This window comes from Achromobacter sp. GQ309, assembly GCF_059759315.1.
This window is the reverse complement of sequence record NZ_JCAXDP010000002.1, coordinates 107,209-123,343: the sequence shown is the minus strand read 5'-3', so window position 1 is coordinate 123,343 and position 16,135 is coordinate 107,209. Positions and strand designations below refer to the sequence as shown.

At 64.9% G+C, this 16,135-nt stretch carries 15 protein-coding genes and 1 pseudogene; 7 read left to right on the top strand and 9 right to left on the bottom strand.

Annotation, left to right across the window (positions count from 1 at the left end; all coding sequences use genetic code 11):
* Positions 1–93 precede the first annotated feature (93 nt).
* The 4 genes from AC6CIE_RS05990 to AC6CIE_RS05975 all read left to right on the top strand — a co-directional run bounded on the left by AC6CIE_RS05990 (position 94) and on the right by AC6CIE_RS05975 (position 4,913).
* On the top strand, positions 94–1,137 hold the full coding sequence (locus AC6CIE_RS05990; RefSeq protein WP_498091647.1) for a bestrophin-like domain: 1,044 nt from the start codon (positions 94–96) through the stop codon (positions 1,135–1,137).
* Between the two features lie 144 nt (positions 1,138–1,281).
* On the top strand, positions 1,282–2,604 hold the full coding sequence (locus tag AC6CIE_RS05985; RefSeq protein WP_498091645.1) for a tetratricopeptide repeat protein: 1,323 nt from the start codon (positions 1,282–1,284) through the stop codon (positions 2,602–2,604).
* Positions 2,605–2,659: 55 nt separating this feature from the next.
* The gene (locus tag AC6CIE_RS05980) at positions 2,660–3,802 is read left to right on the top strand and encodes a formylglycine-generating enzyme family protein (RefSeq protein WP_175121521.1); all 1,143 of its coding nucleotides are present in this window, start codon (positions 2,660–2,662) and stop codon (positions 3,800–3,802) included.
* Between the two features lie 85 nt (positions 3,803–3,887).
* Entirely contained in the window at positions 3,888–4,913 is a 1,026-nt protein-coding gene (locus AC6CIE_RS05975; RefSeq protein WP_498091643.1) for an HAD family hydrolase, read from the top strand.
* A 38-nt stretch (positions 4,914–4,951) separates the two neighbouring features.
* Here the strand turns inward: AC6CIE_RS05975 and AC6CIE_RS05970 are convergent.
* From AC6CIE_RS05970 to AC6CIE_RS05955, 4 genes and pseudogenes are all read right to left on the bottom strand, one after another.
* Positions 4,952–5,047: pseudogene (locus AC6CIE_RS05970) on the bottom strand (arsenate reductase); the annotation flags it as partial.
* Positions 5,048–5,072: 25 nt separating this feature from the next.
* Complete coding sequence (gene arsB / locus AC6CIE_RS05965) at positions 5,073–6,152, bottom strand: ACR3 family arsenite efflux transporter (RefSeq protein WP_498091641.1); 1,080 nt, start codon at positions 6,150–6,152, stop codon at positions 5,073–5,075.
* Positions 6,153–6,191: 39 nt separating this feature from the next.
* On the bottom strand, positions 6,192–6,518 hold the full coding sequence (locus tag AC6CIE_RS05960) for an ArsR/SmtB family transcription factor (protein ID WP_175121987.1): 327 nt from the start codon (positions 6,516–6,518) through the stop codon (positions 6,192–6,194).
* Positions 6,519–6,585: 67 nt separating this feature from the next.
* Positions 6,586–7,494: a LysR substrate-binding domain-containing protein gene (locus AC6CIE_RS05955; RefSeq protein WP_286896269.1), complete on the bottom strand. Its 909-nt coding sequence runs from the start codon at positions 7,492–7,494 to the stop codon at positions 6,586–6,588.
* A gap of 278 nt (positions 7,495–7,772) precedes the next feature.
* Between AC6CIE_RS05955 and AC6CIE_RS05950 the strand changes: the two genes are divergently transcribed.
* From AC6CIE_RS05950 to AC6CIE_RS05940, 3 genes are all read left to right on the top strand, one after another.
* Positions 7,773–8,558, top strand: coding sequence for an SDR family oxidoreductase (locus AC6CIE_RS05950; protein ID WP_286936399.1), 786 nt, complete (start codon positions 7,773–7,775; stop codon positions 8,556–8,558).
* 42 nt (positions 8,559–8,600) lie between these two features.
* Positions 8,601–9,536 carry a dihydrodipicolinate synthase family protein gene (locus AC6CIE_RS05945; protein ID WP_498091639.1) on the top strand — a complete coding sequence of 312 codons (936 nt, stop codon included), beginning with the start codon at positions 8,601–8,603 and terminating at the stop codon, positions 9,534–9,536.
* Positions 9,537–9,601: 65 nt separating this feature from the next.
* Positions 9,602–10,306, top strand: a complete 705-nt coding sequence (locus tag AC6CIE_RS05940; protein WP_175121516.1) for a ribonuclease activity regulator RraA — start codon at positions 9,602–9,604, stop codon at positions 10,304–10,306.
* 69 nt (positions 10,307–10,375) lie between these two features.
* On the opposite strand, the gene AC6CIE_RS05935 is transcribed toward AC6CIE_RS05940, so the two are convergent.
* From AC6CIE_RS05935 to AC6CIE_RS05915, 5 genes are all read right to left on the bottom strand, one after another.
* Positions 10,376–11,101 (bottom strand): type 1 glutamine amidotransferase, encoded by a 726-nt coding sequence (locus AC6CIE_RS05935; RefSeq protein WP_175185256.1) that lies wholly within the window; start codon positions 11,099–11,101, stop codon positions 10,376–10,378.
* 197 nt (positions 11,102–11,298) lie between these two features.
* Positions 11,299–12,753, bottom strand: coding sequence for an N-acyl-D-amino-acid deacylase family protein (locus tag AC6CIE_RS05930; RefSeq protein ID WP_498091637.1), 1,455 nt, complete (start codon positions 12,751–12,753; stop codon positions 11,299–11,301).
* 5 nt (positions 12,754–12,758) lie between these two features.
* Positions 12,759–13,745, bottom strand: coding sequence for a Bug family tripartite tricarboxylate transporter substrate binding protein (locus tag AC6CIE_RS05925; protein ID WP_498091635.1), 987 nt, complete (start codon positions 13,743–13,745; stop codon positions 12,759–12,761).
* 137 nt (positions 13,746–13,882) lie between these two features.
* A complete protein-coding gene (locus tag AC6CIE_RS05920) occupies positions 13,883–14,911 on the bottom strand; it encodes a threonine ammonia-lyase (protein WP_498091633.1) in 1,029 nt (342 codons plus the stop codon).
* A 35-nt stretch (positions 14,912–14,946) separates the two neighbouring features.
* A complete protein-coding gene (locus tag AC6CIE_RS05915; protein WP_498091631.1) occupies positions 14,947–15,936 on the bottom strand; it encodes an N-carbamoyl-D-amino-acid hydrolase in 990 nt (329 codons plus the stop codon).
* Between the last annotated feature and the right edge of the window lie 199 nt (positions 15,937–16,135).

Sequence of the window (16,135 nt, the reverse complement as noted above, 5' to 3'; positions counted from 1 at the left end):
AGAGTGAAATCAACCGCACGAAGCTGCAAACCGTGCGGTTCACATTGGCCTACGTACTTGGGGGTGTTCAATCCGGGACGCGCAGTCCGGGACTTGCAATCCGCCATGCATCGTCCGCGGGATTTGAACTGCAATAATTTTCATCTTCCTTTCCCGCCTGTCAACGAGATTCTGCGATGCGCTTGCATGCGTGCGCCGCATTGGTCAACACGGACCGGCACGGCTGTATCACGCGTTGACTGCGCTTGCGCGATTGCCAGCCTGCGCGCGTTGCTCTTATCGTTGATGCGTTCCGGACGCGCCAGCGTACCGCTCGCACGTTCCTCCGGTAATCGCACTCGCGAGGTTCCCATGGACTACTCATTTCTCCTGGCAGGCTTGGCGGCGGCGTTCTTTGTGGCGCTGTTTGGCGCCATCGCAATGGGCAAGCGATTGGGCAGAAAACTTGAGGAGAACGGCGGGGCAGGGGTGGCGGCGATCGAGGCATCGGTGTTTGCGCTGCTGGGGCTGCTGGTCGCGTTTACGTTCTCGGGCGCGGCGCAGCGTATGTCGGACCGGCGCGATCTCTTGATCCAGGAAGTCAACGCCATCGGCACGGCATGGCTGCGGGTTGATCTGCTGCCTCCCGCTGCGCAGCCGGCGCTGCGGGCGCAATTTCGCCACTACGTCGATCAACGGATCCTTTATGAACGCCATGTCGCCGATCTGGATGCGCGGACCGGAATTGCGGCCAAGGCCAGCGCGCTGCAAATGGACATCTGGCGGGCCTCCGTCGGGGCGGCGCGGGACGATGTTGCGCCGCCGCTGGCGGCCTCGTACGTGCAGGCAGTGAATGACATGTTCGATGCGGCGACCGCGCTTGTCGCCGCCCAGAAGGTGCATCCGCCCATGGCGGCCTACGTTTTCCTGGGGTTTCTTGCGCTGATCTGCGCCGGGCTGGTGGGCGTGAAGCTGGCCGCAACGCAACGGGGGACGCTACTGCACGAGCTGATCTACGCGCTGGTCATGACCGCGGCGCTGTACATCATCATCGACTTTGAATTTCCACGAATCGGCACGATACGCATCGACCAGAGCGACGCGTTGCTGGTGTCGCAACGCCAGGCGATGGTTGACCCGCCGTCTTCCCGCCCGTGACGCCGAGGCTGCGGTAAGCGCGGGCGTATGCCCATACCCGCGAACTCGGTGCAGTCGCACTAGCGCAGTTGCGTTTTGCCGGCACACGGCATCCGTGCTTATATTTCCGAAGCCCATCGCGGGCCGGCCCTTTGGGAGATCACCATGGCGCTGAGCGATGTGCGGGGCAATCCCGTTTCCAGCGATGAACCGGCGTCGATGGCCGCATACGAACAGGCGCAAAGCTTGTTCCACGGCTATTACGGCGATCCCTTGGGCATCATCGACGGGGCGCTTTCCGAAGACCCCGTCTTCGTCATGGGCCACCTGCTGCGCGCAGGCATGATGATCACCGCCAGCGACAAGTGCGTCGAACCGCTGCTACGCGAAAGCGTTGAGGCTGCCGAAGCACTCGTCGATATCGCCAATGATCGCGAGCGCCGTCATACGGCGGCGGCGCGCGCCTGGCTCGACGGCAATTTCTCTACCGCGTTGCGGCGCTACGCCGACATCCTTGCGGATTACCCGCACGACACCCTGGCGCTGCAGGTGGGCCACATCGGCGACTTCCTGCTTGGCCGCTCGGCCATGTTGCGCGACCGCGTGGCCGGCATTCTGCCCGCGTGGACCTGCAAGATGCCCGACTACGGCTACGTGCTGGGCATGCACGCCTTCGGGCTGGAAGAGACCAATCTCTATGCCGCAGCGGAGGCCCAGGGCCGCCGCGCGCTGGACCTGAACCCCCGCGATCCGTGGGCCGTGCACGCGGTGGCTCATGTGCTGGAAATGCAGGGCAGGGTGGACGAGGGCATTGCCTGGCTGAACGGCCGGCGCGACGACTGGTTCAGCGACAACATGCTGTCCATCCACAACTGGTGGCACCTGGCCCTGTTCCACCTCGACCGCGAGGACATCGCCGAAGTGCTTGCCATGTACGACGACCGGCTGCGCGAAACATCCACCGGGCAGGTGCTTGACCTGATCGACGCGTCGGCCATGCTGTGGCGCCTGTTGCTGCGTGGGATCGATGTCGATTGGCGGTGGCGGCAGCTTGCCGAAGTCTGGCAGGCGTGCGGCGGCACGGGCTACTACGCCTTTAACGATGTGCATGCGTTGATGGCCTACCTGGGCGCCGGCGACGGGGCAGCGGCACAGTCGTTGATCGAATCCATGGAAGCCGCCGCTCAGGGCGCCGGCACCAACGCGATGATGACGCGCGACGTGGGGCTGCCGGTGGCGCACGCGCTGGTGGCCTTCACGCGCAAAGACTACGCATTGGCCGCGGATCTGTTGCGCGACGTGCGCCTGATTGCGCACCGGTTCGGCGGCAGCCACGCCCAGCGCGACGTGTTGGCGCTGACGCTGGTCGAGGCGGCGCTGCGTGGTGGCGCGCGGTCGCTTGCGAAGGTGCTGACCGCCGAACGCATGAGTCTCAAGCCCAACAGCGAGGGCAACCGCAAGCTGGCCTCGCGGGCTGCGGCGCTGTAACGGCATCAAAAGATACGCCTGCATTGCGAAAGGATTCTCTTCAAGGAGAACGCGCATGAAAAAGCACGCGAAGATCGGGTTGGCGTTGGTGGCAATACTGGGCGCGACAGGCGCGATCGGCGCGTATGTCGTGGTCTCCGCGCCACCGGCGGGGCCGCACGTCATCACGTTGGGAGACGGCAAGCAGGGACCGGCGGCGATGGCCTGGATACCCGGCAACGAATTCCTGATGGGCAACGACCACCAGATGTCCCAGCCGAACGAGCGCCCGGCGCACAAAGTGCGCGTCAGCGGGTTCTGGATGGACGTGCACGACGTCACCAACGCGCAGTTCCGCCGCTTCGTCGAGGCGACAGGCTATGTGACGACCGCCGAGCAGAAACCACGCTGGGAAGACCTGCGTGTCCAGCTTCCGGCTGGCACGCCGCGTCCGGACGACAGCGCCTTGCAGGCGGGCGCCATGGTGTTCACCGGCACGGAGACCGAGGTGTCGCTGCGCGACTATTCGCGCTGGTGGCGCTTTGTTCCGGGCGCAAACTGGCGGCACCCCGAGGGGCCGGGCAGCAACATCGACGGCAAGGACGATCACCCGGTCGTGCAGGTGTCTTACGCGGATGCGCAAGCCTACGCCACGTGGGCGGGCAAGCGGCTGCCGACGGAGGCCGAGTGGGAGTTCGCCGCGCGGGGCGGCCTGGAGCAGGCTACGTATACGTGGGGCAACGAGCTGCTTCCGCAGGGCAAGGCGATGGCCAACATCTGGGACACCCGGCAGCCGCAGCCGTTTCCCGTCGTCAAGGATGAAAAGGTGCAGGTCGGCACCACGCCGGTAGGCAGCTTCGCCCCCAACGGCTATGGCCTGTACGACATGGCGGGGAACGTCTGGCAATGGACGTCGGACTGGTATCGCGCGGATGCCTTCAAGTTTCAGGCGCAGTACCGCCAGCCGCCGCAGGACCCGGCCGGACCCGCCGACAGCTTTGATCCCGACGACGGCGGCACGCCCGTGTCGGCGCCCAAGCGCGTGACCCGCGGCGGATCCTTTCTTTGCAGCGACACGTATTGCATCAGCTACCGCGCCAGCGCGCGGCGCGGCACGGACCCGCTCAACCCCATGTCGCATATCGGCTTTCGCACCGTCATGACACCGCAGCAGTGGAAGGCGGCGCAGGCGTCTCAAGGCAGCATCGCCAGCCGTTGACGCCTGTTCGCCGTGCGGGGCGCGGACAGGGGAAATCGTTCAAAGGATGTCACCACCGCGCCATGCGCGCGCTCGGGAGATCGTCATGCAAGCTTCGATTCAATATCGCTCCATGCGGCGGCTAGCCAGGATGTGGCTCTGCATCGTGTGCCTGCTGGCCGGCTGCGCCGCGTCCGACCGCCAGAAGCAGGCGGAGTTGGCGTCCTGGACCGACGGGCCATCCCGTGTGGCCATCGTCGCGTTCGTGAAGGCAGTCACCGAACCGGGCAGCCCGGACTTCGTGCCCGAGGAAGATCGTATCGCCGTGTTCGACAACGACGGCACGCTGTGGAGCGAAAAGCCGATCTACTTCCAGGTGATGTTCTCGATGGACGAGGTCCACGCGCTGGCGCCATCGCATCCGGACTGGGCCACGCGTCAGCCGTTCATGGCGGTGCTGCAGAACGATCATGCCGCGGTGGCCAAGTCCGGCGAGCGCGGCATGATGGAAATCGTGTTGGCGACCAACACCGGCATGCCCGTCGCGCAATACACGCAGCGCGTCGATCAGTGGCTGCAAACCGCGCGCCATCCGCGCACCAAACTGCCGTACGACAGCATGACGTACGTGCCGATGCGGGAGCTGCTGGATTACCTGCGCGCGCGCGGCTTCAAGACCTACATCGTGTCGGGCGGCGAAACCGAGTTCATGCGGGCCTGGACGCAGAAGGCCTACGGCATCCAGCCGGAACAGGTCATCGGCACGGCGTTCGGCAGCGAATTCGTGGCAAGCGGCAACGGGTACGCGCTGATGCGGTTGCCGAAGCTGGACTTCAACGACGACGGCCCCGGCAAACCCGTGGCCATCCAGCGTCACATCGGCAAGCGTCCCATACTGGCCTTCGGCAACTCGGACGGCGACCTGCAGATGCTGCAATGGACCACCGCCGGGCCGGGCAAGCGGTTCGGCGGCATCGTTCACCACACCGACGCCAAGCGCGAATGGGCCTACGACCGGGATTCGAGCGTCGGTCGTCTGGACAAGGCCCTGGACGCGGCGCGGGCCAGTGGATGGACGGTCGTCGATATGGAGAAGGAGTGGAAGCGGATCTACGCGCAGGATTGGCAGTGATCCGCAGCGGAGGGCGGCGGCGCCTATCGTCCGGGCCAGACGATGGTGGGGGCTTCGCCGCTGTTGCGAATGAGCGCAAGGACTTTGCGGGAGGTTCCGCAAGCAGGGTTGTGATTGATCGTGATCGAACTCATGGCATGTCCGATGGCCATCGCAGCGTCAGTTGCGCGTGGCGCCGGCTTCGTACCAGCCCTTGCTCCGATTCACGATCCGCACGACGAGCAGCATGACGGGGACCTCGATCAGCACGCCGACCACCGTTGCCAGCGCCGCCCCGGACTGAAAGCCAAACAGGCTGATCGCAGCTGCGACCGCGAGTTCGAAGAAGTTGGACGCGCCGATCAGCGCGGACGGGCACGCGATGCTGTGCTTTTCACCGACGCGCCGGTTGAGCCAGTACGCCAGGCCGGAATTGAAGAACACCTGGATCAGAATGGGCACCGCCAGCATCGCTATCACCAAGGGCTGCCCGATGATGGCTTCGCCCTGAAACGCGAACAGCAGGACCAGCGTCAGCAGCAGGGCGGCCATCGAGAACGGACCGATCCGCGCTAACGCGGCATCGAACGCCGCCTGACTGCGCCGCAGCAACGCGCGGCGCCACACCTGTGCCAGGATGACCGGCACCACGATGTACAGCCCAACGGAAACCAGCAACGTGTCCCACGGCACGCTGATGGCGGACAGGCCGAGCAGCAGTCCAACCACCGGGGCGAAGGCAAACACCATGATCGTGTCGTTCAACGCCACCTGAGATAGCGTGAAAACCGGATCCCCGCCCGTCAGCCGGCTCCAGACGAACACCATTGCCGTGCACGGGGCGGCGGCAAGCAGGATCAGACCCGCGATGTAGCTGTCGAGCTCGTCGGCCGGCAGCCAGGCGGCGAAAACGTGGCGGATGAACAGCCAGCCCAGAAAGGCCATGGAGAACGGCTTGACTGCCCAATTGATGAACAGCGTCACGCCGATACCACGCCAGTGTTGCTTGACCTGATCCAGCGCGCCAAAGTCCACCTTCAGCAGCATCGGGATGATCATCACCCAGATCAGAATGCCGACCGGCAAATTGACCTGGGCGACTTCCATGCGACCGATGGCCTGGAACACGCCGGGGGCCGCCTGGCCCAATGTCACGCCCAGGACGATACAGAGAACAACCCACAAGGTGAGATAGCGCTCGAAGACGCTCATGGAAGGGCGCTGGGGCGCCAGACGTGCGGCGGGTGCGGTGGAGGGCATGGGTTGCAGGAGAGAAGGGCGGTAGGTAGGGGGGCTGGGTCAGCAGGATTCACACGCGCCGCGATCGGTGACTGCGCAAGGCGCGCCCGCGCAGCAGTGCTCGGTCAAATAGCCCAGCAGGCCGTTCATGCGGGAAAAGTCGGCGCGGTAGATCAGGTTGCGGCCTTGCTGTTCGATGGAGACCAGTCCCGCATGCGCCAGCTCTTTCAGATGGAATGACAACGTGTTGCGCGCCACGGCAAGCTGGTCGGCAAGCACGCTGGGGGTCAGGCCTTCTTGTCCGGCGACGACCAGGGCGCGGAATACGCGCAGGCGTTGGGAATGGGCCAAGGCGGCGAGGGCGAGCACGGCATGTTCTTCATTCATGCGCCGGATAATACAACGATTGTTGAACTGTTGAATAGTGGTGAACGCGGATGCGGCCCGCTTGAGATCAACGCGGGAATTCACCCCCCGCGCTCTCATCCAGCAACCAATCCCGAAACGCCGCCACCGCCGGGATGGCCAACTTGTCTGGCGACGCAAGGAAAAAGTATCCCGCGCCCGTGCTGAATTCCTCATCCAATGCGGGCGCCAGCACGCCTTGCCGTAACTCATCCTCCACCAGGAAGGTCGGCAACAGCCCCACGCCCAAGCCCGACGCCACCGCCTGGATCAGGTGCGTTGTCAGTTCAAACTGCGCGCCCCAGCGCATCGAGCGCACGGGCAGGCCGTGGGCTTCGAACCAGCGTTGCCACACGGCCGGCCGGGCCGCGACTTGCAGCAGCACGTGCTGGATGAGGTCTGCGGGCCTGCGGATGGTCTGGCGCGCGGCGATGTCGGGGCTGATGACCGGGATGACGTGTTCATTCATCAGCCGATGCGGGACCAGTCCCGGCCAGTCGCCATCGCCCACGGCAATGACGGCGTCGATGCCGGCCAGATCCAGGTCGAAGCGCGTCACGCGTGAATGCAGGTGAACCAGAATGCCGGGATGGCGCGCATAGAAGCGGTGCAGCCTGGGCATCAGCCACTTGGCCGTAAACGTGGGCAACGCGGCCAGGTGGAAGGCGCCTCGGCCAGTGCGGTGCGAGATCGCCTGAAGCGATGCGCTGCGGATGCGCTGCAGGGCGGCGGCCAGTTCTTTCTGGTATCCCGTGCCCGCCTCGGTCAGCACAATCCGCCGCTTTTCCCGGCGAAAGAGCGCGACTTCCAGAAGATCCTCCAGCGCCTGCACCTGCCGGCTAACCGCGCTTTGCGTCAGCGCAAGCTCGGTAGCCGCTCGCGTAAAGCTCAGATGACGGGCGCTGGCTTCAAAGGCCAACAGCAGGGACATGGAGGGGGTGAGGCGGCGCGGGTTCATTCAATTCGTGCATGAAAATGGTGGCCCCAATATAGCGGAATTGCCCGCGTTGACAGTTTTCACGCTGGGAGACGCATACGTTGCAACTGGCAAATCATTCATAAAACGAATGATCTATCCAACAATTTTCCGTTTTTCCGCGACGCGCTTTGGCAAGAAAATGAGGTCTACATGGTTCACCTTGCGATCCATCAGGCGCAGGGTGGCTCGACGCGGTCAAGATAGGCCGGCCAGCGCTCAGCGCTGACTGATCAAGCTTTTTTCGTACGGAGGTAAAGATGGATTTGGGTATCAAAGACAAGACGGCGCTGGTGTTGGGCGGCGGCGGTGGCCTGGGCAGCGCCATTGCACAGTCGCTGGCGCGCGAAGGCGCCAAGGTGGTCGTCGCCGATCTGAACCTTGACGCCGCAACGGCCACCGCCGACGGCATCAAGGCTCAGGGCCTGTCTGCCTTTGCCCTGCAATGGGATCTGCGTGCACTGGACGCCTTTGACAGCCAGGTGGCGTGGATCGAGGCCAACGTGGGTCCTGTCGATATCCTGGTCAACAACACCGGCGGCCCGCCGCCCACGCCGTCTTTCGGGCAGCAAGCCGATCTTTGGCGCGAGCATTTTGAAGGCATGGTGCTGTCCGTCATCAAGCTGACTGATCGCATCCTGCCGGGCATGCGGGAACGGCAGTGGGGCCGCATCATCACCAGCACTTCGTCGGGCGTGATCGCGCCGATTCCGAATCTGGGCATCTCCAACGCGCTGCGCATGTCGCTGGTGGGGTGGTCCAAGACGCTGGCGCGCGAAGTGGGCAAGGACGGCGTCACGTCGAACATCGTGCTGCCGGGCCGCATTGCGACGGCGCGCATCTCTTTTCTGGACGAAGCCCGGGCCAAGCGCGAAGGGCGCAGCGTAGAGGACGTCAGCCGCGAAAGCACCAGCGCCATTCCGGTGGGTCGTTACGGTGACCCGCAGGAATACGGCGATGCGGTTGCGTTTCTGGCCAGCGCGCGGGCCAGCTACATCACCGGATCGACGATCCGGGTGGACGGCGGCCTCATCGCAAGCATCTAAGGCCTGACGCCTGACTCAACCCACTTCTTGAAGAAACAGACCATGAAACTGACTGCTGACGCGAAAGGCGTATATCCCATCGCCCCGACGCCGTTCTTTGACGATGGTTCCGTCGACCACGCCTCGATCGACCGCATGATGGAGTTCTATCTGGCTTGCGGCTCGACCGGCCTGACCGTATTGGGCCAACTGGGCGAAGCGCCCAAACTGGACTTCGCGGAATCCCTGGAAATCGCCTCGCAGGTGATCGGCAAATCGCAGGGCATTCCCATCGTGGTGGGCGTGTCCGCGCCCGGCTTCGCCTCCATGCGTTCGCTCACGCGCGAGGTGATGGACCGTGGCGCGGCCGGCGTCATGATCGCGCCGCCCAACACCTTGCGCACCGACGATCAGATCGTCAACTACTACCACCAGGCGGTGGAGGCCATTGGCGACGACGTTCCGTTTGTGTTGCAGGACTATCCGCTGACGTTCTCGGTGCAGATGGCGCCCACGGTCATCCGGCGGATCGTGACCGATCTGGCTTCGTGCGTCATGCTCAAGCACGAAGACTGGCCGGGCCTGGAGAAGATCTCGGCGCTGCGCCGCTTTGAAGCCGAAGGCGCCATGCGGCATATCTCGATCCTGTGCGGGAACAACGGCCTGTTCCTGGACTACGAAATGGCGCGCGGCGCCGACGGCGCCAACACCGGATACTGCTTTCCCGACATGCTGTGCGACTTCGTCAAATGGGTAGGCGAGGGCAGGACCGAAGAGGCGCATGATCTGTTCGATGCGCACCTGCCGCTGCTGCGCTACGAACAGCAGCCGGGTGTCGGCCTGGCCGTGCGCAAATACGTGATGATGCGCCGGGGCATCCTGACCAGTGCGGCGCAACGCCGGCCGGGTGCTGCGCTGACCAAGCAGGCGCGGACCGAGGTCGATCATCTGTTGGCGCGCCTGGGCAAGCGCGACGCGCGCGCGCGGGATCTGGTTTAAGGCATCTGCCGCATCGAGCTCGGGCGCGCTGAGCGCCCATTCTGATTTCACAGGGAGAAAAACCCATGACCGTTTCGGACGAGGTTCATTTCAAGGCGCTGTCCGGCGTCACGACGGCAACACTGACCACCATTTTGTTGAAGAAAGGGCTGCGCAACGTCTGGATCCGCGGCGCCTTCCCGTTGGCGCAAGGCCTCGAACGCATCGTCGGCCGCGCGTTCACGGTGCGCTTCGTGCCGGCCCGCGAAGACCTGGCCACGCCGGAATCATGGTCCTCGCCCAAATCCAGCCGCGGCGCCATCGAACAGATGCCCTCTGGCTGCATCGCGGTGGTCGACGCCATGGGCGTGAAAGACGCCGGCATCTGGGGCGACATCCTGTGCGCCCGCATGGCCAAGCGTGGCGTCGCGGGACTGGTGACCGACGGCGTCGTGCGCGATCTGGCCGGTGTACTGGGAACCAAGCTGCCCGTCTGGGCGAGCGGGGCGGCGGCGCCTCCGTCGGTGGCCGGCCTGACGTTCGTGGATTGGCAGCAGCCCGTCGCCTGCGGCGGCGTGGCCGTTTTTCCCGATGACGTGATCGTTGCCGACCAGGACGGCGCCGTCGTCATCCCGGCCGCGCTGCTGGCCGACGTGGTTGACGCCGCCGTCGAGCAGGAACGGTTTGAAGGCTGGATCATGGACGAGGTCAACAATGGCGCCGTGCTGCCGGGCCTGTACCCGCCGAACGAAGCCAACAAGGCGAAATACGAGGCGTCCAAGAAGCGCTGACCCTCGGTGAAAGCAAAAAGGCGATGCCGGGAAACCTGGCATCGCCTTTTTTGTTCGGGCCGGTGTCGATCAGGTCCGCGCGCGCTGGCCGATGGTGGCCACAAATGCGCGGGCGATCCGCGCGCCGGCTTCGTCGGCGTCGGCGGCAAAGCGGGCCCGGTCCTCGGCCGCCTGGGTCTCCAGCCAGCCCGGCGCAATGCGATTGACCCGCTCGGGATTGCCGCGCGTCCAGTCGTGAACCACGTCGCCACTGGCTTCAAAGTGGAACTGCATGCCGTAAGTTGCCCGCCCCACGCGGAAACACTGATTCTGGACCATTTCGGATCGGGCCAGAAGGAGGGCGGACGGGGGCAGGGTGTAGGTGTCGACGTGCCACTGGAAACTGGTGAAGCCGCCATGTAATTCGGCAAACAGCGGATCGGCGCGCCCATCGTCCGTCACGGTCAGCGGCGTCCAGGAGAACTCCCGCGCCACTCCCAACAGGTTGTCGGCGCCGTAGGCGCGGGCCAGCACCTGCGCACCTAAGCAGATGCCCAGCACGGACTTGCCGGCGTCGCCAAATGTGCGCATCAGCGCGACGAGTTTGGGCAGGTAAGGATAAAGATCATCGTCCTGCGCGCTCGGCCAGCCGCCGGGAACGATCAGGGCGTCGAAGTCGTCAAGGGCAATGTCGCCAAGACCGTCGCGATAAACGCGGAACCAGGTGATGTCGGCCTGGGCTTCATTCAGCGCGCTCAGCAGAAGGCCGAGCTGCGTGTTCTCCATGGTTTCGATGATGGCGACGCGCGGGGTCATGGGGTCTGGATGGGGATGGGTTGGGGAGGCTTGGCGCGCATCTTATCTGATGGCGGCGTGGTGGCGGGACAAAAACGCCTATTTAGTACTTTACATAATACACATTATGCGTAATATGGCTAGGACCACGAGAGACCTTCCTCGTGGCCCACTTTGTCCCGGGGCAATCAGCCGGTCAAACCGCCGGTCATGCGTGCTCAGCGGCCCGGCCGAATCACCTTGCCACGGCGCGATCCAGTGGCGGCTCCCGCCTGCCACGCAACGCTGCCGTTGACCAGCACGTAGTCGATGCCCACTGCCTGGCTCGTCGGCGACGACCAGGTTGCGGTGTCGGCGATGGTGTTTGCATCGAACACGACGAGATCGGCCGCGTAGTCCTCCGCGATGCGGCCGCGTTGCGGCAGGCGGAAGTAAGCGGCGGGCTTGTCCGTCATCTTGTGCACGGCCTGCTCCAGCGTGAACAATCCGATGTCGCGACAGTAATTGCCCAGGACCCGCGGGAACGTGCCCCACAGACGCGGGTGCGGCGCGGGATCGTGCGGCATGCCGTCCGAGCCGATCATTGTGCCCGGGTACGCCAGGATGCGCTGGACGTCCGTCTCGTCCATGATGAAGTAGATCGCGCCAGCCGGCTGCAGTGCATCGACCGCGTCCTCCGGGCTCAGACCCATATCAAGCGCGATGTCGTCCAGATCGCGTCCTGCGTACTGGGGATATGGCACCGACTTGGTCACGATGACGCGGCTGGACACCGCCAGGCGGTCTTTGCGCAGGATGGTGGATCCTGCAACGTAGGGATAGCAATCCAGCGCCACCTTCTGCCCCTGCCCCGCTTTGTCGATGTGCGCAAGCGTTTGAACCGAGCGGCCATGATTGCGTGGACCGATCAGCTTGTGATGCGAGATCAGGACGGGCGCATCGCCGGCGGCGCCCACGGCGAAGGCCTCATCCAGCGCGGCGAAGATGCGGTCGCCCTCGTCGCGGATATGGCTGGCGTAAAGCCCGCGATGCTCGCGCAGCACGCTGGCAACAGCCATCAGTTCATCCAACGTGGCTGGCATGGCCGCAGGATATGCAGTGCCGGTCGACAGGCCGATCGCGCCGCTCTCCATGGCTTCGCGAAGCAAGGCCTGCATGTGTTCGATCTCGGCCGCCGTCGCGGGGCGGTTCAGGTCGGCCATCGCGGCGGCGCGCAGCGACGTGTGTCCCACCAGACAAGCCGCATTCACGGCGGGCGGATGCCGGTCCAGGTTTTCCAGGTAGGCGCCGAAGGTCTCGTACGGGAAGTCGGCCAACTCGTTGCCCAGCAGGTTGATCGGCGCCGGCACCTCGTCTCGCCAACCCGGACGCCACGGTGCCTGGCTGATGCCGCAGTTGCCGGTCACGACCGTGGTGACGCCCTGGCTCAGCTTGGCGGGCATGCCGGGATCCATCGACAGGTAGCGGTCATCGTGGGTGTGCGTATCGATGAAGCCGGGCGACACGATCCGGCCGCCCGCCTCCAGCACCTGATCGGCGGTGGCGCCGTCCAGGTCGCCGACGGCCGCAATGCGGCCGCCGCTCACGCCCACGTCGGCCCGGACGCGGTCAGCGCCGGTTCCATCAATTACCGTGCCTCCACGGATCAGCAGGTCGTAGCGTTCGTGGTTCATAAGATTCAGTCAATCTTGACGTTGGCTTGCTGGATCACCTGAGCCCAGACCGGGCGCTCCGCGTGCGCGCGCTCAAAGAGCTGCTGGCGCGGGCCGATGTTCGGCACATAGGCCATGCTCTTGAGCTTTTCTTGCACGCCGGGGGATTGCAGGGCCTTGTTGAAGGCGGCGTTCAGAAAGTCCAGCACCTTCGGATCGGTGCCCGCCGGCGCCACATACCCGGTCCAGGCCACCGCACGGTAGCCCTTCAGACCCTGCTCATCCAGCGTCGCCAGATTGGGCATCGACGGATCGCGCTGAAGATCGGTGACGGCCAGCGGCACGACCTTGCCCTGCTCCACGAAACCCGCGATGGACGAAATGTTGTCGAACACCAGGTCGGCTTCGCCGCGCAGCACGGCCAGATCCGCTTCGACACCGCCCTTGTACGGCACATGCATGAATTCCACGCCCGCCATCGTGCCGAACATCGCGGCGCTCAGGTGCCCGGTGGTGCCATTGCCGCCCGAGGCGACGACCAGCTTGCCCGGGTCCTTCTTGGCCATGGCGATCAGCTCGGCGACGCTCTTGACGTTCAAGCCGGGGCGCACGGCCAGCAGATTCTGCACGGAGCCCGTCAGCGCGACAGGCGCCAACTGCTTGTCGGCGTCGTACTGCAGCTTGGCGTAGAGGCTTTGATTGATGGCAAGCGTAGCGACGTTGGCAAACCCAATCGTGTAGCCATCTGGCGCGGCGTTCGCTACCGCTTGGGTTCCGATGATGCCCGACGCGCCGGTGCGGTTCTGCACCACGAAGTTGCCGCCCGTCTGCTTGGCCATTTCCGCGGCCAGCAGGCGCGACACCAGGTCGGGCGTGGTGCCGGTATTGAACGGCACGACGATCGTGACCGGATGTTCGGGATAAGCGGCCTGCGCGGCGGACGCCGCCATCAAGGTAAATGCTGCGCTCGCGGCCGCGAGCCAGCGCTTGGCGCTGCTTTGATACGTGGACATGGTTTTCTTCCTTGGACTGTTATAGGTGTATCCGCGCGGGCTCTGCGTCCCGCGTGGGTTGCAAGGCGCCCGATGGGCGCCGTTACTGCTCGGCAGGCCTGAAAGGGTCCCGCCGTTCCGGACTGCGGCGCGAGCGCTCAGTCCAGGGCGATCTGACGCAAAAGCGGTAGATCGATGTTTCCGCCTGAGAGCACGATGACCGCATCGCGGCCGTCGGCCGACAGCTTTCCCGCCAGCAACGCGGCAAGCGCAACCGCCCCACCCGGCTCGATCACCAGGCGCAGTTCTTCGAGCGCGAAACGGATGGCGGCGGCGACTTCGTCGTCGCTCACGGACACGGCAGCGCTCAGGGACCGGCTGTTGATCGCATAGGGCAGTTCGGCCGGCGTCGCAGCCTGCAGCGCGTCGCACAAGGTCTTGGCGCCCGCCGGATTGGTTTCACGCTTGCCGGAGGCCAGCGACCGCACCGTGTCGTCGAATTCGAGGGGCTCCACGGCCACCATCCGGGCTTGTGGAGCAAGCTCGCGCAACACCAGTGAACAGCCCGCCGCCATGCCTCCGCCGCCGCACGGCGTCGCGAACAGACCCAGGTTTGCAAGCGCTGCGGCGGGCAGGTCCTGCAGGGCTTCCAGCGCCAGCGTGCCCTGGGCTGCCAGCACGTCGGGATGGTCGCCGGGCGGCAGCAGCGTGGCGCCGGTTTCGGCCAGTAGACGCATGCCAATCTCTTCGCGGCTTTCGCGAGTGCGGTCGTAGCGCACGACCCTGGCGCCATGGCGCAGCGCCTTGTCCACCTTGTTTTCCGGCGCGTCGACCGGCATCACGATGGTGGCGGGAACGCGCAGGCAGCGGCTGGCCCACGCGACAGCCTGGCCGTGATTGCCGGTCGAATACGCCACCACGCCACGCTCGCGTTGGGCTGGCTCCATGTTCAGCAAGGCATTGAACGCGCCACGGGCCTTGAACGAACCCGTCACCTGGAGGTTCTCCAGCTTCAGCCAGACTGGCGCCTGCGCCAGTTCATCAAGGACGGGCGAGCGCAACAGCATGGTACGGCGCACATGGGGCGCCAGCCGCTGGGCGGCGGCGGTCACGTCGGCGTATACCGGCACGCGCAGGGTGCCGAGCATTTCGTGTTCGATGGTCAGAGGCAGGGGCATCGCGGTCATGGAGCTATCCAGCAAGGGAGAAGAATTGGGACGCATCAGGCGGACGGCGTCCAGACGGCGGGCGCGACGCTGCCGGTCTGCTCGATCAGCCGGCTATAGGCTTCGGGACGGCGATGCTTGGCGAAGTTGAAGACCGTGCTGCGGCCCAATTCACACAAGTCCAGGTCGCAGTCGGCGACGATCAGCTCGTCGTCCCACGTCGCAGCCATCGCGATGATCTCGCCCTGCGGATTGACGATGATGGAATGGCCCAGCAGTTCGTGGCCGTCCTCGGTGCCGGCCTTTGCGACGGCCGCGGCAAAGGTGGCGTTCTGGTAGCAGCCGGCCTGGATGGACAGATGCGAATGCAGCACCCTCAGGTGGTGCGCCTCAAATCCGCGGTTGTCCTGGTTCCGGCTGGGCGTGTTGTAGCCTAGCATCACCAGTTCGACCTGTTGCAGGCCGAGCACGCGCCAGGCTTCCGGCCACCGCCGGTCATTGCAGATCAGCATGCCCAGATTGGCGTCGATACCGGATGCGACCGGCGCGCGTACGACGGGAAAGCCCAGGTTGCCTACTTCGAAGTAGCGCTTTTCCAGATGCTGGACCTGGCGATGTTCGGCAAACTCGGCGTGGCCGGGCAAATGGACCTTGCGGTACTTGAACACGATTTCGCCGTTTGGCGCGATCACGACAGACGTGTTGAACCGGCGCTTGCGCACCACGCCCTGCTCGTCCGGTTCCCAGGCCAGTTCGGCGTAGCCGAGGTAAACCATCAAGCCGAAGCGTTTGATGGCATTGAACAGCGGCTGTGTGGCGGGTGACGGCAGGCCGGGTTCGAACCAGGCGTCGGCCTCGTCCAGGTCCTCGCAATACCAGCGGGGAAAGAAAGTCGTCAGCGCCAGCTCCGGAAACACCACGACCTGCGCGCCGCGCTGATGCGCGCGCTCCATCAGCCGTATCATGCGGCCGATCGCAACATCGCGACCTTCGGAACGTTGGATCGGACCCAATTGGGCGGCAGCGACGGTGACGATGCGGGACATGGAAAATCCTGAGATGGGTTGCGATATGGCTCGCAGCATGACGCGGCGCCGGCGGTGCGCAAAGACGGCCCGCCAAGCGAAATGCCCCGTCCGGCGCTCGCACCCGGGACTCGCCAAGCCTTGAAAACAAAGCGTTTTGTGCGCTACGCAGGCCTTGCGGACCCGGCGTCGGGACTGTGCATTTAGTTATGGGTTGCGC